At 68.7% G+C, this 22511-nt stretch carries 18 protein-coding genes and 1 pseudogene; 8 read left to right on the top strand and 11 right to left on the bottom strand.

Annotated elements, in window-relative coordinates:
* The 4 genes from RM445_RS30295 to RM445_RS30280 form a co-directional block, all read right to left on the bottom strand.
* The coding region (locus RM445_RS30295) for an NAD(P)-binding domain-containing protein (protein ID WP_311560297.1) at nucleotides 1-489 on the bottom strand (489 nt) is incomplete at its 3' end.
* A gap of 143 nt (nucleotides 490-632) precedes the next feature.
* Nucleotides 633-1658 carry an NAD-dependent epimerase/dehydratase family protein gene (locus RM445_RS30290; RefSeq protein ID WP_311560296.1) on the bottom strand — a complete coding sequence of 342 codons (1026 nt, stop codon included), beginning with the start codon at nucleotides 1656-1658 and terminating at the stop codon, nucleotides 633-635.
* A 24-nt stretch (nucleotides 1659-1682) separates the two neighbouring features.
* Nucleotides 1683-2510 carry a sugar phosphate nucleotidyltransferase gene (locus RM445_RS30285; RefSeq protein WP_311560295.1) on the bottom strand — a complete coding sequence of 276 codons (828 nt, stop codon included), beginning with the start codon at nucleotides 2508-2510 and terminating at the stop codon, nucleotides 1683-1685.
* 20 nt (nucleotides 2511-2530) lie between these two features.
* Nucleotides 2531-3847, bottom strand: a complete 1317-nt coding sequence (locus tag RM445_RS30280; protein ID WP_311560294.1) for a class I SAM-dependent methyltransferase — start codon at nucleotides 3845-3847, stop codon at nucleotides 2531-2533.
* Nucleotides 3848-4152: 305 nt separating this feature from the next.
* Here RM445_RS30280 and RM445_RS30275 point away from each other — a divergent pair, with 305 nt between their 5' ends.
* The 7 genes and pseudogenes from RM445_RS30275 to RM445_RS32650 all read left to right on the top strand — a co-directional run.
* Nucleotides 4153-5229 (top strand): right-handed parallel beta-helix repeat-containing protein, encoded by a 1077-nt coding sequence (locus tag RM445_RS30275; RefSeq protein WP_311560293.1) that lies wholly within the window; start codon nucleotides 4153-4155, stop codon nucleotides 5227-5229.
* A 306-nt stretch (nucleotides 5230-5535) separates the two neighbouring features.
* Nucleotides 5536-7008: a sugar transferase gene (locus tag RM445_RS30270; protein WP_311560292.1), complete on the top strand. Its 1473-nt coding sequence runs from the start codon at nucleotides 5536-5538 to the stop codon at nucleotides 7006-7008.
* Between the two features lie 32 nt (nucleotides 7009-7040).
* Nucleotides 7041-7997, top strand: a complete 957-nt coding sequence (locus RM445_RS30265) for an NAD-dependent epimerase/dehydratase family protein (protein WP_311560291.1) — start codon at nucleotides 7041-7043, stop codon at nucleotides 7995-7997.
* Nucleotides 7994-8842, top strand: a complete 849-nt coding sequence (locus RM445_RS30260; protein ID WP_311560290.1) for a WecB/TagA/CpsF family glycosyltransferase — start codon at nucleotides 7994-7996, stop codon at nucleotides 8840-8842. The genes RM445_RS30265 and RM445_RS30260 overlap by 4 nt, the downstream gene beginning before the upstream one ends.
* Complete coding sequence (locus RM445_RS30255) at nucleotides 8839-9963, top strand: hypothetical protein (protein WP_311560289.1); 1125 nt, start codon at nucleotides 8839-8841, stop codon at nucleotides 9961-9963. The genes RM445_RS30260 and RM445_RS30255 overlap by 4 nt, the downstream gene beginning before the upstream one ends.
* Nucleotides 9960-10961, top strand: coding sequence for a UDP-glucuronic acid decarboxylase family protein (locus RM445_RS30250; RefSeq protein WP_311560288.1), 1002 nt, complete (start codon nucleotides 9960-9962; stop codon nucleotides 10959-10961). Before RM445_RS30255 ends, RM445_RS30250 begins: the two co-directional genes overlap by 4 nt.
* Before the next feature lie 246 nt (nucleotides 10962-11207).
* Nucleotides 11208-11663: pseudogene (locus RM445_RS32650) on the top strand (phosphatase PAP2 family protein); the annotation flags it as partial.
* A 13-nt stretch (nucleotides 11664-11676) separates the two neighbouring features.
* Here the strand turns inward: RM445_RS32650 and RM445_RS30245 are convergent.
* From RM445_RS30245 to RM445_RS30215, 7 genes are all read right to left on the bottom strand, one after another.
* Nucleotides 11677-12648, bottom strand: a complete 972-nt coding sequence (locus RM445_RS30245; RefSeq protein WP_311560287.1) for a polysaccharide deacetylase family protein — start codon at nucleotides 12646-12648, stop codon at nucleotides 11677-11679.
* Nucleotides 12649-12760: 112 nt separating this feature from the next.
* On the bottom strand, nucleotides 12761-13753 hold the full coding sequence (locus tag RM445_RS30240) for a glycosyltransferase (protein ID WP_311560286.1): 993 nt from the start codon (nucleotides 13751-13753) through the stop codon (nucleotides 12761-12763).
* The gene (locus RM445_RS30235; RefSeq protein ID WP_311560298.1) at nucleotides 13750-15090 is read right to left on the bottom strand and encodes an O-antigen ligase family protein; all 1341 of its coding nucleotides are present in this window, start codon (nucleotides 15088-15090) and stop codon (nucleotides 13750-13752) included. Before RM445_RS30235 ends, RM445_RS30240 begins: the two co-directional genes overlap by 4 nt.
* The gene (locus RM445_RS30230) at nucleotides 15090-16682 is read right to left on the bottom strand and encodes a lipopolysaccharide biosynthesis protein (protein ID WP_311560285.1); all 1593 of its coding nucleotides are present in this window, start codon (nucleotides 16680-16682) and stop codon (nucleotides 15090-15092) included. The genes RM445_RS30235 and RM445_RS30230 overlap by 1 nt, the downstream gene beginning before the upstream one ends.
* A gap of 78 nt (nucleotides 16683-16760) precedes the next feature.
* Nucleotides 16761-18560: a Wzz/FepE/Etk N-terminal domain-containing protein gene (locus RM445_RS30225; protein WP_311560284.1), complete on the bottom strand. Its 1800-nt coding sequence runs from the start codon at nucleotides 18558-18560 to the stop codon at nucleotides 16761-16763.
* A gap of 161 nt (nucleotides 18561-18721) precedes the next feature.
* Nucleotides 18722-19858 carry a glycosyltransferase family 4 protein gene (locus RM445_RS30220; RefSeq protein ID WP_311560283.1) on the bottom strand — a complete coding sequence of 379 codons (1137 nt, stop codon included), beginning with the start codon at nucleotides 19856-19858 and terminating at the stop codon, nucleotides 18722-18724.
* Nucleotides 19858-20817 (bottom strand): glycosyltransferase family 2 protein, encoded by a 960-nt coding sequence (locus RM445_RS30215; RefSeq protein WP_311560282.1) that lies wholly within the window; start codon nucleotides 20815-20817, stop codon nucleotides 19858-19860. The genes RM445_RS30220 and RM445_RS30215 overlap by 1 nt, the downstream gene beginning before the upstream one ends.
* Nucleotides 20818-20979: 162 nt before the next feature.
* Here RM445_RS30215 and RM445_RS30210 point away from each other — a divergent pair, with 162 nt between their 5' ends.
* Nucleotides 20980-22332, top strand: a complete 1353-nt coding sequence (locus tag RM445_RS30210) for a glutamate-1-semialdehyde 2,1-aminomutase (protein WP_311560281.1) — start codon at nucleotides 20980-20982, stop codon at nucleotides 22330-22332.
* Nucleotides 22333-22511 lie beyond the last annotated feature (179 nt).

The raw sequence follows: 22511 nt of genomic DNA, 5'->3' as shown, positions 1-22511 counted from the left end.
ATCGGGGTGCAGGGTGTCCTCGACGGCGAACCCCTCGCGCAGGAACTCGGGGTTCCAGGCCAGGATCGCGTCGGGGACCTTCTCGTGAACCAGCTCGGCAAGCCGCGCGGCCGTCCCCACCGGCACGGTCGACTTCCCGACGACCAGCGCCCCGGACCGCAGCACGGGCAGCAGCGACTGGACCGCGGCCTCGACGTAGCGGAGGTCGGCGGCGTACTCCCCCCGCTTCTGCGGGGTCCCGACGCAGACGAAGTGGACCTGCACGTCGGCAGCCGCCTGGAAGTCGGCGCTGAAGGACAACCGCCCCGACGCCAACGACGCCGCCAGCAGGTCGTCGAAGCCGGGCTCGTAGAACGGTGCCTTGCCGAGCTGAAGGGCCTCGACCTTGGGCAGGTCGACGTCGATCCCGACGACGTCGTGCCCGAGCTGGGCCATCGACGCCGCATGTACGGCTCCGAGGTAGCCACACCCGACCACCGAGATCTTCATCGGTCCTCCCCCGCACGCATGCTCAACGGTGCTCCTTCGCAGCCCCGGCGCGTCGCGTTACAGGTGGCTGCGCGCCAGGTGGCGCTTGTTCAAGGGTGGCACGAAGCGCGTGTTCCCCGTCGAGTGGTACTGGTTACGACGAGTCAGCGGACGACGCGCATGGCCGCGTCGAGCTCGCCGGCCTGCTGGCGGGCGTTGAGCACCGCCAGCCGCGTGAACCGCTTGTCGAACGCCTCCTGCGTCAGCCCGCGGGCCCGGTACTCCCGCGCCAGCTGCACCGCGCCGTCCGGGATCGTCCACTGCGCCTCGTAACCCAGCTCCTTGCGGGCCCGGGAGAAGTCGACGCGGTAGGACCGCGGGTCGTTGCCGTTCTCCCCGGTGATCAGCAGCTCGGCACCCGGCACCGCGTCCGCGACGGCCTCGGCGATCTCGGCGACCGTGCGGTTGTTGCGCTCGGTACCCACGTTGTACGCCCGCGCCCGCACCACCTCCGCCGGCGCCACCAGCGCCGTCACCACCGCCGTAGCGATGTCGTCGGCGTGCACCAGCGGCCGCCACGGCGTCCCGTCGGACAGCACCCTGATCGTGTTCGACAACAGGGCGTGCCCGACCAGGTTGTTCAACACGATGTCCGCGCGCAGCCGCGGGGAGAACCCGAACGCCGTGGCGTTGCGCATCGACACCGGCACGAAGTCCGCATCGGCCAGCTCGGCGAGGTCGTCCTCGACGCGCACCTTCGACTCCGCGTACGGGGTGACGGGCTTGAGCGGCGCATCCTCGTCGACCAGCTCGTCGCCCGACTGCGCCCCGTACACCGAACACGTCGACGCGTACACGAACCGCTGAACCCCGGCGTCGCGCGCCAGCCGGGCCAACCGCGTCGACGCGTGGTGGTTGATGTCGTAGGTGATCTCCGGCGCGAGCGACCCGAGCGGGTCGTTGCTCAACGCGGCCATGTGCACCACGGCGTCGAAGCCCTGCAGCTGCTCCACGGTCACGTCGCGCAGGTCGACCGCCAGGGTCGGCGCGTCCGGGACGTCCAGCGAACCCAGCACGGATGCGGCGAACAGCCCGCTGTCCAGACCCGTCACCTCGTGCCCGGCCGCGGCCAGGATCGGGGCCATCACGGTGCCCAGGTAGCCCTGGTGACCGGTCAACAGAACACGCACGGCAGACCTCTCCTCGAACGGTCGTCAGCGGTCGAGCGCGTCCTGCAGGTCCGCGATCGCGGCCTGCAGCGGGTCCCGGTCGGGGGTGTCCCACAGCATCCACGGTCTGGTCCCGCTCTGGTAGGCCGCTTCGAGTGCCGTGCGCTCTTTCACGGTGTCGGCCGGCTGCCAGAACCCGCGATGCCGATAGGCCATCATCCGGCCCTCCTTGGCCAGCGGCGCACACACGTCACCGATCAGGTCGCAGTCCTCCTCGAGGTGCTCGAACACCTCCGGGCGGAACATCAGGTAGCCGCCGTTCTCCCACAGCGGCATCTCCTGCAACGTCGAGATCGACGACACCTCGTCGCCCTCACCCAGGTTCACGCAGTGGAACGCCGACTGCGGCGGCACCGCCAGCAGCCCGCCGACCATGCCCGACGCCCGGAACTTCTCGATCATCGCGTCCAGCGGCGCGTTGGTCAGCACGTCGGCGTAGTTCGCCAGGAACATCTCCTCGCCCTCGACATGCTTGCGGACCCGCCGCAGCCGCTCACCGATCGGCGAGTCCAACCCGGTGTGGGCGAACGTGATCGTCCAATCCTTGATGTCGCTGCCCAACAACTCCACATCGGTGCCCCGCAGCACGAAGTCGTTGCTCGCCGTCTCGTCGTAATTGAGGAAGAAGTCCTTGATGTGATGCGCCCCGTACCCCAGACACAACACGAAATCCTTGTGCCCGAAATGCGCGTAATAGCGCATCACATGCCAGATCAGCGGGCGCGGACCCACCTGGTGCATCGGCTTGGGGAGATCGGACACGCCGTCGCGCATCCGCATCCCGTAGCCGCCGCAGAACAGAACGACCTTCATGTGTTCAGACCACCTCTGCTTCAGACCACGTCGAGGGTCGGGATCGGGAAGACCAACCGGCCGCCCCACTCCCGCACGTAGGCGAGCTGCTCGGTCAGCTCGGTGCGAAGGTTCCAGGGAAGGACGAGGATGTAGTCGGGCCGATCCGCCGCGATCTGCTCCGGCGGCAGGACCGGGATCCGGGTGCCGGGTGTGAACCGGCCGTGCTTGTACGGGTTGCGGTCCACGGTGTAGGCCAGCAGGTCGGGCCGGATCCCGCAGTAGTTGAGCAGGGTGTTGCCCTTGCCCGGCGCCCCGTACCCCACGACCGATTTCCCGGCCCGGCGCGCCTCGATCAGGAACGCCACCAGGTCGTCACGCACCCGCGAGACCGCCGTGGCGAACCCGTCGTGCCCCGCCGCTGTGTGCAGCCCGGCCGCCGCCTCCGCAGCGAGCACGTCACGTACGGCCTGCGACGGCTCACCCGCCACCTCACTGGGGCGTGCCCACAGCCGCACCGACCCGCCGTGGGTGTCGAGCAACTCCACATCGACCAGCGTGAGGCCGCCGGAGGCGAGCGCCCGCTGCGCCGTGAGCACTGTGTAGTACTGGAAGTGCTCGTGGTAGATCGTGTCGAACTGGGTGCGCTGGACCAGCGTGAGCAGGTGCTGCACCTCGATCGACACCCAGCCGTCGTCCGCGACCATCGACCGCAGACCCTTCGTGAACCCCACCACGTCCGGGATGTGGGCGTAGACGTTGTTCAACGCCACCAGATCGGCCGGCCCGTGCTCCGCCCGCACCGCAGCGCCCGTCTCCGGGGTCAGGAACGCCGTCAACGTCGGCACCCCCTTCTCCCGGGCCGCCTCCCCGACATTGCGCGACGGCTCCACCCCCAGGCACCGGATACCGCGCCCGACCACGTGCTGCAGCAGATAGCCGTCGTTGCTCGCGACCTCCACCACGAACGACTCCGGACACAGCCCCAGCCGCTCCACCGCACCCTCGACGAACCGCCGCGCATGCTCCACCCAACTCGTGGAGAACGACGAGAAGTACGCGTACTCGGTGAACGTCTCCTCCGGCGTGATCAACGGCGGCAGCTGCGCCAACAGACAGCTCTCACACACCCGCACATGCAACGGGTAAGTCATCTCCGGCCGCTCGACCGCCTCCGCAGGCAGGAACAACTCACACGGCGGCGTCGCCCCCAGATCCAGGAAACTGCGGAGGTAGCCCGATCCACACAGCCGGCAGGTCAACGCCAGGGGCACGGGTGATTCGTCGAGGCGCAGTTCAGTCTTCGTCAGCACCCGGACCTCCATGGTCGGTCCCGCCCGCAGGCTCGCGGCTGGCATGCGAGCGCGCTACGTGCGCGACGTGGCTGAACCCAGCTCGCTTCTCGGCCTGCAGCTGTTACGCGATACCGGTGCGCGGGAGGTGCGTGATCAGCTGGTGAGGGCGAGCACCCGCTTGTCTGTTCACCCACGGGGTCGGTCGCCGCGCCAGTATGGTCCACATGACCACTCCCCCGCGCAGGCCCGAGGGAGGCGGACGGCGCCGCTGGGCACTGGCTCTGGGGGCCCTCGCACTCGGCTTGGTCGCCGCGATCACCCTCTCGGCCCGGACGCACAGCACCTCGCCACGTTCCCCGCAGACGCCCGTGGCGGCCTCGACCGTCGAAATGCCGGCACCCGCCTCGACGTGTCTCGCAGGAGGCGGCGTCCCGATCGGCACCGACGACGACGCCCAGAGCCTGGTGAACAGCCATCGACCGGGCACCACCTACATCATCAAGGCCGGTACCCACCTGCGGAACTTCAGTGTCGAGCCGAAGTCCGGCGACACGTTCTGCGGGGAGCCCGGCGCCGTGCTCGACGGCGGACGGAGCCTCCGAGCGGCATTCTCAGGGGCCGCCGGCCAGGTGACCCTGGACTCGATCACGGTGCGCGACTACGAAAGTGGCCGACAGGGCGGAGCGATACAACCCGAGCCCCGGGCTGAAGGTTGGGTGCTCCGCAACGTTTCGGCCATACACAACTCCTGGGCCGGCGTCCTGGCCTCCGACGGCATGCGCATTCTCGGTGGCCACTACAACGACAACGACCAGATGGGAATCGGCGGCAACGCGACGACCGGGATCGTCTTGGACGGGCTGGACGACGATCCGGCCACCTTGGACGGGCCGGAGATGGCTCGCAACCGCACACTGCGCGCCTCGTGTGACTTCGAAGGCGGCGGCATGAAGTGGGACGTCGGCCAGGTCACCATCCGTAACGCCTACGTCCACGACAACGACTGTCGGGGACTCTGGGCCGACATCAACGCCCACAGTGCCCTCATCGAGCACAACCTGGTCGAGAACAACCGCGCGGAGGGGATCTACTACGAAATCAGTCAGGACGCCGTCATCCGTCACAATCGGGTCTACCGCAACGGATTCGGCGCTCTCGGCTGGCATTGGGGGGGCGGCATCACGGTGGCCTCCAGCTTCAACGTCGAGGTCTACGGCAACCGACTTTCCGGCAACTACAACGGGATCACGGGCATCCAGCAGGACCGTCCCGACTCGACCCCGCCGGCACACCTGCTCACCGGTTTCGACGTCCACGACAACGTGATCTGCGCGACCGACGACGGTGGGCACCCCACTGGCGTGGCGGCCGACAACGGCGCCGACCTCGCGGCACGAGACATCCGCTTCGCCGACAACACCATCGCATCGGCATCCTGCGAGTAGCGGACGACGTGGCGTCAGAGTCCGGCGCGCTGGGTTGAGCGACGACCGCGGCGCGGATCCCCGCGGTCGACTCGGCCGCGTGACTCATGAGCCCGAGCTACGTCGCCTGCCGGCCGCGAACCCGACGTGGCCGAGGGGCCGAGGCGTGACAGTCAGCCACTGATCCACCACGCAAACGTCATCAAAGTAGTGTATTTGATTTTGATACTGGTCTGTTCAGGTGGTAGCGGCGGCCACGGCTCACGCTGGGTGCCCACGAGACGAGCAGGGGGGTGAGCAGTACACGCACGACGAAGGAGTCAGGGCGTGAACGTCGGCAACCAGGGCGCAAGCCAGACAGTGCTCAACCAGCCTCTCGTCCTCCGCTCCTCACGCAGAGCATGGGAGCGGCGCTGCGTCAGCGCAGTGATCGGGATCGATGCCGTCGCCTCGCTGGCGGCCGGACTGACCGCCTACGCCGTTCGTTTCGGTGATCGTTCGGCACCGGGCTTGAGGTGGGACTATGTGGCACTGAGCGCAGGCCTACCCCTGCTGTGGCTGGCGACGATGGCGGCCGCTCGTGCCTACGAGGCCCGCTTCCTGTCGGTCGGATTCGAGGAGTTCCGCCGTGTCCTCATGGCCGCAGTCGTCGTCATTGCAACCGTCGCCACGACCTCCTGGGCGACGAAAGCAGAAATCGCGAGAGGCTACGTTCTCGTCGCACTGCCGATGGCGACAGCACTGACGCTGCTGGGACGTTATCTGGTGCGGAAGTGGGTCCACCGCGAGCGTCGTCGCGGATTCTACATGAGCGATGTCATCCTCGTGGGGCACGGACGATCGGCTGCCGAGCTGGTCCGACAGATGCGCACCGACACCCATCACGGAATGCGGATCGTGGGAGCGTGTGTCCCTAGCCGGGAAGGCTCCACGGAGCTGACAGCACTGGGCGTGCCGGTTCTCGGCAGCTTTGAAGACGTCGACTTTGCAGTCCAGATGACTTCCGCGGACGCTGTGGCGGTATTGCCGTGCCCAGAAATGGACGGCCCTGCCCTACGGATCCTGTCCTGGAGTCTGGCCAAATCGGGGATCGACCTGCTCGTGGCCCCTGCATTGATCGACGTCGCCGGTCCCCGGATCGCCATCAGGCCAGTTTGCGGGCTGCCCTTGCTGCACGTCGACGAACCACAGCTGGCAGGTGGGCGTCGCGTGGCGAAGGAGCTCTTTGACCGACTGGCGGCACTGATCTTGCTGGTCGTCGTCGCGCCGGTGCTGGTGGCGATCGCGCTGGCCATCCGGCTCAGCAGCCCTGGGCCTGCGATCTTCCGCCAGGCCCGCACCGGCTGGCGGGGGCGGGAGTTCACGATGTGGAAGTTCCGCACCATGGTCCAGAACGCCGAAGAACTTCGGTCCAGCCTCGACCAACTCAACCAGCACGCGACCGGCGAGCTGTTCAAGCTGTCTGCAGATCCTCGGATCACCAAACTGGGGCGACTGCTACGCCGCACGTCGCTCGACGAATTACCTCAATTGATCAATATACTGCGCGGCGAAATGTCGATGGTCGGCCCGCGCCCACTTCCGGTGACCGACCGCCCGTACGACGGTGAGGCACGCCGACGATTGTTCGTGAAGCCGGGCCTCACCGGCCTGTGGCAGATCAGTGGTCGATCGGACCTCAGCTGGGAGGAGTCGATCCGTCTCGATCTGCGCTATGTCGAGCAGTGGTCGCTCGCTCTCGACGCTCTGATCATCTGGAAGACCATCTTCGCGGTCCTGAAGCACCGCGGCGCCTACTGAAACATCACCTTGCTCACGGAAGGACGGCAGCGATGAAGCGAGTGTGTGTCACCGGAGCCGGGGGGTTCATCGGACATCACCTCGTCACTCTACTCAAGGAGAAAGGGTACTGGGTCCGCGGGGTCGACCTCGTGTACCCGGAGTACACCGGGGTGGATGCCGACGAGTTCGAACTGCTGGATCTGCGCCGGTGGGATGCGGCGCTACAGGCCACTCGCGGGGTGGATGAGGTATACGCGCTGGCAGCAGACATGGGAGGCATGGGCTTCATCTCCACACACCATGCGCAGATCCTGCACAACAACTCTCTCATCAACCTGCACACACTCGACGCCGCACGAGTCAACGGCGTGCAGCGGTATCTCTACAGCTCCTCGGCCTGCATCTATCCGGAATACCTGCAGACCGAGACCGATGTGGTGCCGCTGAAGGAGAGCGACGCGTACCCCGCGCAGCCCCAGGACGCCTACGGGTGGGAGAAGCTGTTCACCGAGCTGCTCTGCTCCTACTACGCCGCTGAGTACCCGATCGAGACCCGCACCGTGCGCTTCCACAACATCTACGGGCCCTTCGGCACTTACGACGGCGGCCGTGAGAAGGCCCCGGCGGCGATCTGCCGGAAAATAGCGCTCGCCGAAGACGGCGCCAGCATCGAGATCTGGGGAGACGGGGAGCAGACACGATCGTTCTGCTACATCGACGACTGCGTCGAGGGCATCTACCGCATCATGCAGTCCGACTACGCCAAGCCGCTCAACCTCGGCACCGACGAGATGGTGTCCATCAACGAGTTGGCGCACCTCGTCGGCGACGTGGCAGGCAAGCGGCACGTCGACATGAAGCACATACCGGGTCCGCAGGGTGTGCGGGGACGTAACTCCGACAACTCGCTGCTGCGGGAGGTCCTCGGCTGGGAGCCGCCGACGTGCCTCCGCGACGGGCTCGGTCCCACCTATCGGTGGATCGAGAAGCAGGTGACCAGCGCGTGACCGCACCTGATCACCACAGCCCCTCACCGGTGAACGGCCCGCCACGGGTCGCTGTACTCGGGGTGCGGATCAGCTGCTTGACACTCGACTCCGCGGTCGAGGAGGTGACCGGTTGGGTGGACCGTGCCGAGCATCAGTACGTGTGCGTGACCGGTGTGCACGGGGTCATGGAGTGCCAGCGCGATCCGGAGTTGCTCCGGATCCACAACGGGTCCGGCCTGACCACTCCCGACGGCATGCCGATGGTGTGGTCGGCCCGGTGGGCCGGTAGGCGCGAGGTCCGCCGCGTCTACGGCCCGGACCTGATGCTGGCGGTCCTACCTCGGGCTGTCGAACGGGGCTGGTCGTCCTTCTTCTACGGGGGCGGCCCCGGAACCGCGGAGTTGCTCGCAGACCGGCTCGTCACCCGGTTCCCCGGGCTGCAGGTCGCCGGCACCTTGACGCCGCCGTTCCGATCGCTCACCCCCCAGGAGGACGCGGACGCGGTCCAGGTCGTCAACGACTCCGGTGCTCAGCTGGTGTGGGTAGGTCTGAGCACGCCGAAGCAGGAGCGCTGGATGGCCGACCACGTGGGCCGGCTGCAGGCCAACGCCCTGTTCGGCGTCGGCGCCGCCTTCGACCTGCACGCAGGCACGATTCCCCAGGCGCCGCGCTGGATGCAACGTAGCGGGCTGGAGTGGACCTACCGGCTGGGCCGGGAACCGCGACGACTGTGGCGTCGCTACCTGCGGAACAACCCTGCCTTCGGGCTGAAGATCCTGGCCCACCCGCCTCGGCTGGCACAGACCCCGTCCGAACCGTCCGTGATGGTCGGGTCCGACATCACACCGGGAGCACCGCAATGACCGCGACCTACCGACCATCGGACGTGAAGCCGGCCTTGGCGATCGGTGACGTCGTCGAGGTGAAGCCGGCCGAGGTGATCCTCGCCGGGCTCGACGAGCGGGGTGAGCTCGACGCCCTCCCGTTCATGCCGGAGATGGTGCACTTCTGCGGTCGGCGGTTCGTGGTGGACAAGATCGCTTTCAAGACCTGCGATACGGCCACCTGGACCGGCCTGCGGCGGATGACGGACACGGTTCATCTCACGGGTGTTCGCTGTGACGGTCAGGGACACGGCGGTTGCCAGGCGGGCTGCCTGGTCTTCTGGAAGACCGCCTGGCTCACGAAGATCTCCGGCTCGAGCCAGGGCCGTCACGTGGCGGAGCCTCGAGCCCAGCAGCTGAGCGCGTCGGACCGGACGACGTCGGACCAGCCGACGTCCCAGCCGGCGACAGGGCTTTCCGGGTGCACCCGGGAACGGCTCGGCGAGGTCGCCCTGGGTGCCTGCCGGCCAGCGACTGCCGAAGCCGAGTCGGGCCAGCCCGTGTACTCGTGTCAGGCCACCGAGCTGACCCGCGCGGCACCCGTCGGGATCCCGTTCTGGGACGTACGCCAGTACGTGCAGGACGTCCGGACCGGCAACGCTCCTGCAGGTCAGGTCGTACGGGGTGTCGGCATCGGAGCCTTCAACCTCGTGCAGGACCTGACGAGGAGCAAGCTGCCCGACAGGCTCCGGATCCGGGGCGGACGGCGTTACCCCTTCATCGAAGGCACCGCGGACACGAGCCCCGTCGAGAAACTCGACCTTCAGCCCGGCGAGTGGGTCAGGGTCAAGTCCATCGAGCAGATCAGCGCCACCCTCAAACCCGACAACCACAACCGCGGATTGTCGTTCGACGTCGAGATGCTCAAGTACTGCGGCCGGACGGCGCGGGTGCTGCGTCGGGTGGACCACATCATCGACGAGCAGTCCGGACGGATGCTGACGATGAAGACGCCCTGCATCGTCCTGGCGGACGTCACCTGCACTTCCGACTACCACCGAAGCTGCCCGCGCAGCATCTACTCGTATTGGAGGGAGATCTGGCTGGAACGAGTGCCGGGCCCCCTCAGCACATCCTCAGGAGCAGGAGACCAATCATGAGGACGCGACGTGCAGTTGTCACCGGCGGCGCCGGCTTCCTGGGATCGCATCTGTGCCACCGACTCCTGCAGCAGGGATACGAGGTCGTCTGCCTCGACGACTTCTGCACCGGAAGCTCGGCGAACGTCGAACACCTTCTGGAGGACCGTCGGTTCCGGCTCGTCCGTGCCGACGTCACCGACTACATCCACGTCTCGGGACCCGTCGACGCCGTACTGCACCTGGCGTCTCCGGCATCGCCGATCGACTACCTGCAGCTGCCGCTGCACACCTTGAAGGTGGGCTCGATCGGCACCTTGCACTCCCTCGGCCTGGCCAAGGACAAGAACGCCCGCTTCCTGCTGGCCTCGACGTCGGAGTCGTACGGCGACCCTCTGGTTCATCCTCAGCCCGAGTCGTACTGGGGCAACGTCAATCCGGTCGGCCCGCGCGGCGTGTACGACGAGGCCAAACGGTTCGCGGAGGCGGCAACCATGGCTTACCGCAACGCGCGGGGGGTGGACACCGCCATCGCCCGCATCTTCAACACCTTTGGACCCCGGATGCGGCCCCGGGACGGCCGCGCCATCCCCACATTCATCGGGCAGGCGTTGCGCGGCGAACCGCTCACCGTGGCGGGCGACGGCAGCCAGACCCGGTCGGTCTGCTACGTCGACGACCTCATCGAAGGCCTCCTCAGGTTGCTGCACTCGGACCTGGCAGGACCGGTGAACATCGGCAACTGCGGGGAGATGAGCGTCCTGGATCTCGCTTACTTGATCATCGACCTCACCGGCTCGCGTTCGGAGATCGTCTTCGTGGAGCGCCCGCAGGACGACCCGACCGTCCGACGCCCCGACATCACGCTGGCGCGGGCTTCCCTCGGGTGGGAACCCGTCGTGGATGTCCGCGACGGACTGCAGCGGACCATCGACTGGTTCCGCAATCAGAGCCTCGTCCTCGAGCCGACGTCGGTTCCTGCACCGAGCCAGCCGCTCACCGTGAGCGGGATGGCGTGACCGCCAGCCGACCGAGGACGGATCCTGGCACGCCCCTAAAGGGAACAGGACGTCACACTGAAGAGGCCGTCGAAGTCGCAGCTGGCTGCTGAACGCCGGCCACCTCGCAGGGGTGCGCCGGAGCGACGGTGGTCGACGCTCAGCCCGCCGTGGACCGTGGTCGTCGGCGTCGCCGCCTCAGTCGTGGTCGCGCTCGTGGCCGCCCTCGTCTGGCGGACTCGCCTGCCCAATGCGGCCGACGCGGAGATGATGCGCTGGCAGGAAGTCGTGAGGGTTCGGGGCGGCGGGATCGCGACGGCGGTCGCGTACGGCGTCGGGCCGTTGGTCGTGCTGGCCATGCTGGTGGTCGTCGGGCTGGCATGGCGAGTCAGGCGGTGGGATGCGGTGGTGCTCGCCCTCGTCGCTGCTCCCGGCGCCCTTGCCGTCGAACTGTTGCTCAAGCAGGTGGTCCACCGTCAGCGACCTGACGGCGGCGCGGCGCTGCTGTACCCGTCGGGCCATGTCGCCGTCGCGGCCGCAGCAGCCACGGCCGCTGTGCTGGTGGTGAGGGCGACGCCGGCATCATCGCGGGTGAGGGTGCACGTCGCCTGGTGGGTTGGCTGCCTGGTGCTCGTCGTGGCCGCGGCGCGCCTGGTGCAGACGGTCCACTACGTGACCGACGTCGTCGGCGGCGCAGCCCTGGGTCTGGCCATGACCTGCTGGGCGGCGTTGGCGATCAGCGCTGGTTACAGATGCCGGCAAGATCGACGTTCGGCACACGCTCGGTATACGGCGGCGAGTCCACGGCCTGCTGCGCCATCGCGAACATGGTGGGTTGGGGCGCCGCCGCGGGATCGTTGTCGCTGGCGTAAGCAGGGTGGTTCTGCGCCTCGTCGAGGCTGACGAAGCGGAAGCCCATCTCTCGATAAAGGGCGAGCGTGCGCGGGAACATGCGCGCGTCGAACGAGCCGATATGGGTCAAGAGCACATAAGGGATGTCGCCGCCGTAAACCGATTTGGCCACCCTCCGCGACTCCTCCGCGTTGTAGCGGACCGCGTCGAGCCAGTCGTCCTCGAGCCTCGAGATCGCCGACCCGTCGCCCTTCACGGCGCAGCGCGCGTAGGCGTCGGCGTACTTCCAGTCGTCGAAGTCCATCGTGACAGCGGCGATCCTGTATCCGCGCGAGGCGAGGACCTGGCGGATCGCGAGTCGCTTGGCCGGATCGTCGCCTTCCTCCAGCCACGGGTAGCGGAACCAGTGCCAGTCGCCTGCGGGCGAGAGCTTTTCGAGCAACGGTTCACCCCGAGCGATCTCCTTGATGTAGTCCTCGGGGCTGAGCTCGTTCACGTTGGCGTGCGTCCAGGTGTGGTTTCCGATCGGGAACGCGCCGGCCCAGTATTCGAGCGCCGCCATGTCGTCCCGGTTCGCCTGGGCGGGCCCGCCGTTGACGAAGCCATAAGCGGGAACACCCTCGGCTTCGAGCGCGGCGACCAGGCGGCGGGTCAGGTCGAGCCGCGTCTCGCCCGGCGCCATCCCACCGTGCTCGGGGATGTCGTCCACGGTGACTGCGATCACCGGCTGCTCGATGGACGGCACCGCGGGCGCGGGCGCGGGCGCGGGCGCGGGCGTGAGTGTGAGTACCGGCGCGCAAGCAGCGAGAACGGCGACCAGCGCGATCAGCGCGACGCTCGCGACTCTCCGGATCATCGCGGGCAGGCCTGCGCCGCCGGCGCCGAACCTGGTTCCGATCGCGCCGGGAGAGGACGACGACAACGATGATGAGCAGGGCCACGAACCCCGGGTGGCAGCCGCCGGTCGTTCATCCCGCCACCTTTCCGGTGGTGGCACGAGCCGGCCCCCTGGGTAGCCGGTCCCGCACCCGGTACTCGAGCGCGCCGCGCAGCCGCCCGGCGTACTGGGCCCCGACGGAGATCCACTGGCCACGTCGGCGGCGTGACCCGAGCAGGTAGTGCAGCCTGGTCACGAGCCACACGCCGCGGCCCAGGGCACGCCCGAGGGCGCCGGTGCCGTCGTCGACCGCGTGGACGGCCTCCGCCTTGGCGGGCAGGTCCAGTTCGCGCAGGAAGCCGAAGTCGCGCAGGAGCCGTTCGCTGTTGATGCCGATCGTCCAGGCCTTGCGAGCAGACGACCGCAGACCGGGCCGGTAGCGGACCTGGACGACGGCGTCGGGGGCGAAACCGAGCCGGTAGCCCGCCAGCTGGGCCCGCCAGCACAGCTCCACGTCCTCCGCACCGGCCTCGTAGTCGTCGGACCAGCCGCCCAGGTCGCACAGTACCTCGGCCCAGATCGCGAAATTGCCTGCGCCCGAGTAGGGCAGCAGCCAGGATCTGAGCCCGTCCCTCGGGTACGCCCCGTGCCAGGAACGCGTGGCCTCGTCGTTGAGGGGCTCGGGGTCGAGCCAGCCGCCGACCAGGTCGTAGCGGCAGGCTGCAGCCGCTATGGCCCTGAGCCACCCCGGAGCCACGACGTCGTCCGCATCACAGTAGGCGAGCAGCTCACCCCGGGCGGCCCGAGCCCCGTCGTTGCGCGGGGCGGCATGCCCGCGCCGGCGGCCCTCGACGACCCTGCAGGTCGGTAGGCGCTGCGCGTAGTGACGGGCGATGTCGGCGGTGGCGTCATTCGAGCCGTTGTCGACGACCACGACCTCCCAGTCGCCCTCGTAGTCCTGTCCAGCGAGGGCCTCGAGCTGCTCGGCCAGCGTCGCGGCCGCGTTGTAGGCCGGAATCACGACGCTGACGGACGGCGGCCACGAGTGGCCGGTCTGCCCCGGTGGGCTGGTCGCCTCGGTCATGGTCGTCCAATCGGCTCGGGGGCGGGCAGGGTGCCTGGCCCGGCGCGCTCCGGGGCCAGCGTCGGGTCCGACCGCCGGTCGGCGAGGGGCATCGCCGCCATGGCCAGGGCCAGGCCGGTCACGACGCCCTGCTCGCTGCCCGGGATCCACGTCAGGTACCAGACCACCTGCATCGCCAGCAGCGCCGGCATCATTCCGGCATCGAGCAGGCCGGCGGCGGGTGCCGGCGTTCGCCAGAGCACGCGGCCCACCCCTACGGTCAGCACGAGCAGAGCGATCAGGCCGGGGACACCGGCCCGCATCATGGTCTGGATGTAGAAGTCGTGCGGGTTCGTCGTGACCTCGATGCCGTTGATCTCGCGGGCGAAGCTGCTGCCGAACGGTTCGCCGACCACCCACGACAACGGGTTGTGCAGCCATGGGCCGAGCAGGTCCAACCAGCCCTCGACCCGCCAGGTGAAGTTGCCGGCGTCCTCCTGTGTCACCGGTTGCTGGGCGCCCTCCTGGAGCCCACCCAGCGCGACGAAGCCGAGGACCCCCAGGGAAGTGCCCAGCGTCACCAGGACCATCGCGCGACGGCCCAGACGCCGGTCCCGCAGCAACAGCACAGCGATCCCGGCCCCGACCGCCAGCCACGCCGTGCGGCGATTGAGGGCGATCACCATCAGCAGCAGCACGATGCTCAGGACGCGCTGCCTGCGCGACGGCTGTCCGTGCAGCCAGGCCGGGATGGTGAGCACGAAGGCCTGGGCCAGGAAGAACACGTAGGGTCCGTCGAGGACGCGGATGGCGGCGTCGGCGCCCCACTTCGAGGCAGGGACGCCCAGCTGCAGCCCCGCGAAGTTCTGCACCCAGCGCAAGCCGGCCAACAACATCATGGGCACGGTCATGACCAGCCAGATGCGACCGATGCGCGCCGACAGCCCCGAGGACGGGGCGAAGGTCGAGAAGTACAGAGCGCTACCGACGAAGAACAGGTACTGGCGGAAGTCGTTGACCGCGGTCTGCATGCCGAAGGCGGCCACCCCCTGCAGTAGGGAGACGCCGAGCAGCACGGCCAGCAGCAGCAACCAGCGTTGGAAGCGGTCGAAGCGCTTCAGGCGCAGAACGCGGGCCAGTGCAGCAGCCGTGATCGACACCGCGACGAGGTCGGTGACGTACACATGCGTGCCGGACAACTGCAACGCCGGCACCTTGTCCACGAACAACGCCTGGACCACGGCGGTGGAGAACAGCATCGTGGCCGCGACGTCGGGCCGCCTGATGAGCACGTCGAGCAGGACGAGGCCTGCCGCCCCGGCGACCAGGAGCACCACGCCCAGCAGGGCCGTGACCATCACGGGCGACCTCTTTCCGGCGTCGGCACCTCAGGCCCGAGGACCAGCCGCGCCAGTCGATGGCGCAGCCCACCGGATGCGCCGAGAAGGGCAGCCGCGTCGAGTCGGAGACGCAGCTCGCGGCGGAAGGGCGGCACCGGGCAGAACCTGATGCACAGGACCACCGCCAGCACTCCGAGGCAGATCTCGGCCGCCAATACCAGGATCGCGGGGGCGTGGCCGGCCAGGGGTGCGCGCACGGCCGCCACGGCCAGGGCGACCCCGGTGCTGGCGAACGCAGCGGGGAGGTGGGCCTGCCACAGCTCGCCGAATGTCAGGTGGAGGACCCGGCGGGTCAGGCGCAGGTAGCTCAGGTAGCGCAGCACCTCCGCGCCGGCCACGGCAGCGGCGATCACCCAGACCCCGTGGCTCCGGAAAGGCACCGCCGACAGCAGCAGTAGAGCAAGGGCGGCCAGGTAGACGACCTGCACGGCCAAGGAGCGGTTCAGCTCGGCACGGGCCTCGGCGAGCAGCTGGGACATCTGGGAGGCGACATGGCAGCCGCCCGCGAGCGCGAACCAGGGGACCAGCCCGGGCACCAGGGTCCACTGGGGGCCCAGTACGACCCGGACCAGCTCATCCGCAGCGACGGCCATGCCTGCGCACATCGGGAAGATCACGATGCTGGTGATCGACAGAACGCTGAGGAAGGCCCGGCGCAGGCGGGTCAGGTCCTGCTGGACGCGGCTCAGCATCGAGAACAGGACGGTGCTCAGCGCCTGTGCCACATAGTTGCCCAGTGGCTGGAAGACCAGGTAGTAGGCCCGACTGTACTGGCCCAGAACCGCGGTGCTGGCGATCCGGGTCACGGTCAAGGTGTCCAGGTTGCTGCCGACGTAGTCCATCAGGTACGCACCCGACAGGCGGGCGCCGTAGCCGCACACGACCCGGTAGGGCTCCCAGTGCAGCGCCGGCCGGACCGGGTGGCGCAGGAGCGCGTACTGCAGTACCGATTGGACTGCGGTGGACGCCACGGAGGCGGCCACGAGGCTCCACAGGCCGGCCCCGAGCAGGGCCAGACCCACCCCGACGACGAGGTAGGCGAACACGTAGCTGCACACCGCGACCAGTGACAAGGCCCGGAAGCGCAGGTGGCGGCGGAGCAGGCCATTGCCGGTCTGCGACCAGCCCATGAACACGCAGGACACCGACAGACCGCGCACAATGGACGGCAACGTCGGGGCATCGAAGAGGGCGCCCATGGCGGGGGCGAGGACCCAGATACACGCCATGCAGATCAAGCCGATGACGATGCCGACGGTGGAGGAGGCCCTGATCTCGTCGTCGGACAGGTCCGGCTTCTGGACCATGGCCGAGGCCAGTCCCATACGCGCGAAGTACTGGACGAACAGCACGACCAGATTGGCCATCGCCAGCAGACCGAAGGCGACCGGCCCGAGCAGACGCGAGATCGTGGCCGTGTAGGCCAGATTGGCGACCACGAGAGTCGCCACGGACAGGTATGACCAGCCCAGTCCGGATGCGGTCTGAGCCGTCAGGTTGCTCGGTGGCCTGCGCGGAGCGGCCGCCCCGGGGGGCTCTAGGTCGGTCATATCATCCTGACCTGCCGCCGATCATGCTTTTCCCTCTCCGTACCCGAGCCGGCGCCGCGGGTGCTCGCGCGGTGGAGATCAGCCGGGATGGGTCTGTTGCGCAACCATTTCCGCGTCCTGGCGGCGCAGAAGGCCGCGGGCGAGCACCTTCGCGCGCCGCAGACCGCGGCGGAGCAAGTTCCGCTCGGCCGCACCTTGGCTCGCGCGGCCACGCCGTCGCGTCGACGTGCCGTTGAAGAGGTAACCGATCAGCGGGGTGTCGGTGATGCCGAGCCGGTCGCGGGCGCGTCGCAGGTCTGCACCAGAGGTACCACGGTCGACCACCAGGAGCACCGCGTCGGCATGATCAGCGATGTGCACGGCGTCCGACACCTCGAGCAGGGCCGGTGTGTCGATCAGGACGAGGTCGGCCGGCTCACCGGAGATGCTGATCAGCTTGCTGAAGGCCGTCGAGCGGAAGAAGACGGCCGGGTGATGCCCGTTCCGCTGGCTCGGCTCGATCTGCAGCACCGTCTCGTTCAGCTCGGCCGTGCTGCTCTCCCCGCCGAGCGCGACCTGCTCGGTGACAGCCGGGCACTCGCCGCCGTCATGACTCACGCCGAGCACGTCGAAGTGCCCGCCGTCGCGACACAGCTGGGACAGCTTCCGCGTGCGCTCGTCGGCGTCGACCAGGAGCACCTTCCGGCCTTCGCCCCTGGCCGCACGCGCGAGGTTGAGGACGGCCATGGTCTTGCCGTCGCCCGGCTCCGCACTGGTCACGGCGACGACCTTGCCGTCCACTTTGGAGAGGGCCCGTTCCAGCAAGGCCAGTACGAAGTGATATTCCTCCGCGGCGACCGGGTCCGGCTCGTCCGGCCGCAACGACGGGTCATCTGATTCCCGCAGCGTCCTGCGCCGTCGCGGCGTCTCTCCGAGCAGCGGAACCCCGAGGATCGCCCCGGCATCACCTTCCGTCTTCACCCAGCGGTGCCGCCCGGCCGCCCACCACGCCCAGCCACTGGCGACCACCAACCCGATCACCGCGCCGATCAGGGCGAGCATCAGTGGGGTGGGCTGCGAGGACGAGACCGGTCGAACCGCCTGCTCGGACCGCTCCACTCCCGACCCGTACAGCGCGGCCTGGGCGGCGACGTTGTCCTCGTGGACCTGCAACCCGCCGATCAGGTTGGCTACGTGCGACGTCCGATCCTGAAGAGTGCTCTGCGCGGGACCGGTCAACTGCGTGACCTGCGCCCTGAGGGCGTCGAACTCGGCCTCGCGTTGTTTCCTGACCTGCCGCAGCCGGGCGATGGCGGCGTCGGACTGCGCCACGATCTGCTCGCCGGCCACCTGCTGGTAGGCCAGGCTGACGGCGTTGGCCAGGTCCGCGGCCTGGGCGGGGTCGCCCGAGGTGGCACTGATCGTGAGGGACGCGAGGTCGGCCGACGGCTTCACCACCACCATGCGGCCGAGGTCTTCGGGTGTCCCGCTGAGCTTGAGCAACTGCAGCGCCCGCCCGTACACGTCGGCCGAGCCGGCGAGGCCGGCCTGTTGGGCCATGAAGACGGCGTGGTCGCCCGACTGGGGACTTGCCCCCTCCAGTGTCAGGACGTCGGCTGTGCCTGGATCGCGCAGGTAGAGGTTGGCCTGCGCCTCGTACCGGGTCGGGATCAACAGTGATGCGGCACCTCCCGCGACGGCAGCGACTGCCACCACGATCACGATGACGAGCCGGTACCGCCACAGCGAGCCGATGAGACCTGGTCCGCCGACCAGGGTGCTGTCCGCACCCGACCCCGCTGGTGTCCACGGCACCGCGGAGGATCTGCCGGTGTCCGAGTCGGCGGAGCCGCGGAAATTCGACGTCGTCTGGCTCGCGCCCGTCTTGGCAACGCTCATAGCCTGGCCCCTTCGCCGTGCTCGCCCTCACTCCTTGCTCGTCGTCTCGAGCAGCAGCGTGAGCGTCACGGAGCCCAATCACCCAAACGGAGCATCGTCAACGCCCTGCTGCACTACACAGCGCGACAACCGGCGCCCGGGGACGTCGCGGTCAGGGCTGCCTAGCTCTGCCGGCCGCATGTCAATGCCCCGAGAACTCCATCGGCGAACCGCTGCGCCATCGCTTGGATGGTGAAGGTGTGCAGTGCCGCCTCCCCGCCGCGCCTGAGCTGCAGCCGCCAGGCCTCGTCGGTCAACAGTTCGCTCACCGCCTTCGCGTAGGTCCGCACGTCGTCCGCTACGATCAACCCGTTCTCACCGTGCCTGAGGTACTCGATCTCGGGACCGTGACCGGGAACGTCCGTGGTCACCATCGGAGTGCCGTAGGCGAACGAGTCGAGCACGCCGAGGCCGACGACACCCGGTATCAGGAGCACCCGGGCAAGGCTGACGAGCTCGGTCTTCTCCACGCCGAATCTCGGTCCGGCGTAGTGCACCCAAGGCAGCTCGGCGGCTGCCGCTTCCGCGATCCCCGCGTCCGGTCCGGCGCCCATGATCAGCAACTGGAAATCGGGTACCGCCTCACGCACCAGGCGAGCCGCATCGAGCAGGAAGCCGAGCCGCTTCCCGGGATATAGCCCGCCGACGTAGACGCCGATGTTCTGCGCGCCGTGGAACAGCGATTGCCGTAGCGCCGTCTGCGCCGCCGGATCGAGCGCCGCGACTTCTGCAGCGATCCTGGAGGTGTCGATGGCGTTGTTGACCACCGTGATCCGATCGCGGGGGAAGCCGGCACCGGCGACGACGGCGGCGGAGCGCTCGGTGTAGGCGAACCACCAGTCGACCTGCTTGATCCAGAGCCGCTTGAAGCGTTCCGCGGCGCTGTCCGGCCGCGAGGATTGGAAGTTCTTGCCGTGACCGAAGTAGGCGAGCTTCGGCCCGCCGAACCTCCGCCAGAGCTGCAACGCGTAGTTGTTGAGGAGCGCGTTCTCCTGGGTGATCACCACAAGATCGGCGCCGCGCACCCTGCGCAAGACAGACAGCCACACCAGCTTGCCACCGGGACCGAGGTAGGTGGCGCGGATCGCTTCGGCCCAGCCGATGGCCGCTGCGTCCTGCCTGGCGGCTTCGCCGGGTCTGGGAGCGCCGTACAAGAGCCGATATCCGACGTCGTTCGTCGTCAGCTTCGTGCGCAGTGCTTCGTGAAACGGCACCCGGTACTGCGCGACGTAACGGCTGACCGTGACCATGTCGGGCATCAGGCTGTCCAGAGCGGGAGAGCAACCGCGGTCGAGAACGCGAGTCGGACGGGCAGCCACTTGGGCGACGGGCCGAGCGCCTTCACCGCCGGCAGGCGGAAGAGCTGCAGCACGTCCCTGGCTTCGGCCCGCCGCCGCACCCGCAGCCTGCGGTAGGCACCGGCGAGGATGAACTGGTGCACGAAGTCGGCCTGCCACCGGCGCACCTCTCGCTCCGGGACGACACCGGAAGCGACGGCTCGGTCGAACACGGTCCCGAGCGTCTCGATCGTGCGGGGGTTCCACATGCCCATGGTGGCCGCAGCCTCGTGGATCGTGTAGGCGCAGGTGGCCAGGGGCAGGCAGCGAGCGCCGTGACGAGAGAACAGCTTCACCCACATGTCGGTGTCGGTCGCGTCACCCACCTCGAGCTCGAACAGGCCCGCGTCGACGAGCGCGGCTCTGCGTACGACGACCATCGGTTCTCGCACGAAGGAGGAGTTGCGCAGTAGCCGCCGCAGCGCCTCCCTGGGCGACAAGTACTGCTCACTCGCGAACGTCTGTTCGCGCTGCTTGACTCCGGCGACGTCCACGATGTGCGCCCCGAAGATCAGGACCTGCTCCTGGGGTGCCGTACGCCGGAGGGCGTCGATCATCGGCTGCCCGCACCCGGGCAGCATGAGGTCGTCGTCGTCGAGCTGTTGGGTCCACTCGCCGGTCGCCAGCTCCGCCGCGCGGTTCATGTTCTCGACCAGCGTCAGGGCGGGACGGTTCCACACGTAGCGGTGGCCGCCGGGCCAGTCGCCGAGTACACGCTCCACCACTCGCCCGCTGGTGTCGGCGTCCGAGCCGTCCGAGACCGTGACCTCGACGTGCTCCGCCACCGGCGCCATCGCCGTGACGAGCGACCGCAGTGCTCGTTCGAGCAATTCGGGACGGTTGCGGGTGGGCATCGAAATGGACAGGACAGGGATCGCCACGGAAGACCTCCAGACCCCTGCGGGCGGGATCACCCTCTGGCTCGTGTCGCCCTCCCTCCGCGTTACGGCACCCCACCTTGTAACGAACGGCGCAGCGGCCGCGAGCCCCAACCAGGCGGCACCTCGAAAGTGAAGGCGCACGTCGTGGCGAGAGGGAGCCATGTGAACATCGACAACTTCCGCCGCTCCAACGCCCTGCAAGCCCGCCTGCACCAGATCGTGCCCGGTGGGGCGCACACGTTCGCCAAGGGTGCCGACCAGTACCCCGAGCAGATGGCGCCGGTGCTCCTGCGAGGCCGTGGCGCACGGGTGTGGGACGTCGACGGCAACGAGTTCGTCGAGTACGGGATGGGCATGCGCTCGGTGACGCTCGGCCACGGCTACGAGCCCGTCGTCGAGGCGGTGCGGGCGGTTCTCGCCGACGGACTGTCCTTCAGCCGGCCGACCGAGCTCGAGCTCGCCGCGGCGGAGGACTTCCTGACGCTCGTGCCTGGCGCAGACATGGTCAAGTTCTGCAAGAACGCCTCCGACGCGACCAGCACGGCCATTCGCGTCGCGCGTGCCGCCACCGGCCGCGAGCTGGTTGCGTACTGCCGTGATCAGCCCTACTTCAGCTCACAGGACTGGTTCGTCGGCACCATGCCGATCAACACCGGAGTGCCGAAGGCGGTCCGCGAGCTCGCGCGATCCTTCAGCTACAACGACCTCGACAGCTTGCGGTTGGTCCTCGACGAGAACCGGGGGGCCGTCGCCTGCGTCGTCATGGAGGCCGCGACGGGCATGACCGAACCCCTCCCGGGTTTCCTCGCGGGCGTTCGGGCGCTCTGCGACGAGCACGGCGTGGTGCTCGTCTTCGACGAGACCATCACGGGGTTCCGGTGGTCGGCGGGCGGGGCCCAGGCGGTGTACGGCGTCGTACCGGACCTCTCCACCTGGGGTAAGGCGATCGGGAACGGATTCCCCATCGCGGCGCTCGCCGGTCGGCGCGAGTTCATGGAGCTCGGCGGGCTCACCACCGACAAGCCACGGGTGTTCCTCCTGTCCAGCACACACGGAGCGGAGACCGTCTCACTCGCCGCATTCCGAGCAGTCGTCCGGGCCTACGCGGAGACCGATCCGGTCGGAGCGATGGAACGGCAGGGCCGCGCGCTGGCCGACGGGATCAACGCCGTGATGTCCGACGCGGGGATCGCCGACCACCTGTCGGTGATCGGTCGCCCGTCGTGCCTCGTCTTCCGCACCGCCGACGCCGAGGGAAACCCGTCGCAGCCGATGCGCACGCTGTTCCTCCAGGAGATCCTGCGTCGCGGGGTGCTCGGTCAGTCGTACGTCGTCTCGGCAGCGCACACGAACGCCGACATCGACCAGACCATCGACGCGGCCCACGGCGCCGTCCCTGCCTACGTCAAGGCCCTCGAGACGGGACGCCCTGAGGACCTGTTCACCGGACGGTCCGTAGCTCCCGCGCACAGGCTGCACTCCGCGCCGCGCCAGATCTCCGCTGGGCCGCCGTAACGTCCGCTCCGGCCAATCAGTGCGTATAACGGTCGCTCAGGGCAGGTTCCGGCGTCCCAGCGCCCGGTAGCTCCAGCCGGCCGCCTCCCAGCGGGTCCGGTCGAGCGCGTTGCGGCCGTCCAGCACCCGCTTCTGCCGGACCACCCGGCCGAACGCGACCGGATCCAGGTCGCGGTACT

It is taken from the genome of Pseudonocardia charpentierae, from assembly GCF_031845345.1.
Lineage (GTDB): Bacteria > Actinomycetota > Actinomycetes > Mycobacteriales > Pseudonocardiaceae > Pseudonocardia > Pseudonocardia charpentierae.
This window is presented reverse-complemented; position numbering and strand designations above follow the sequence as displayed.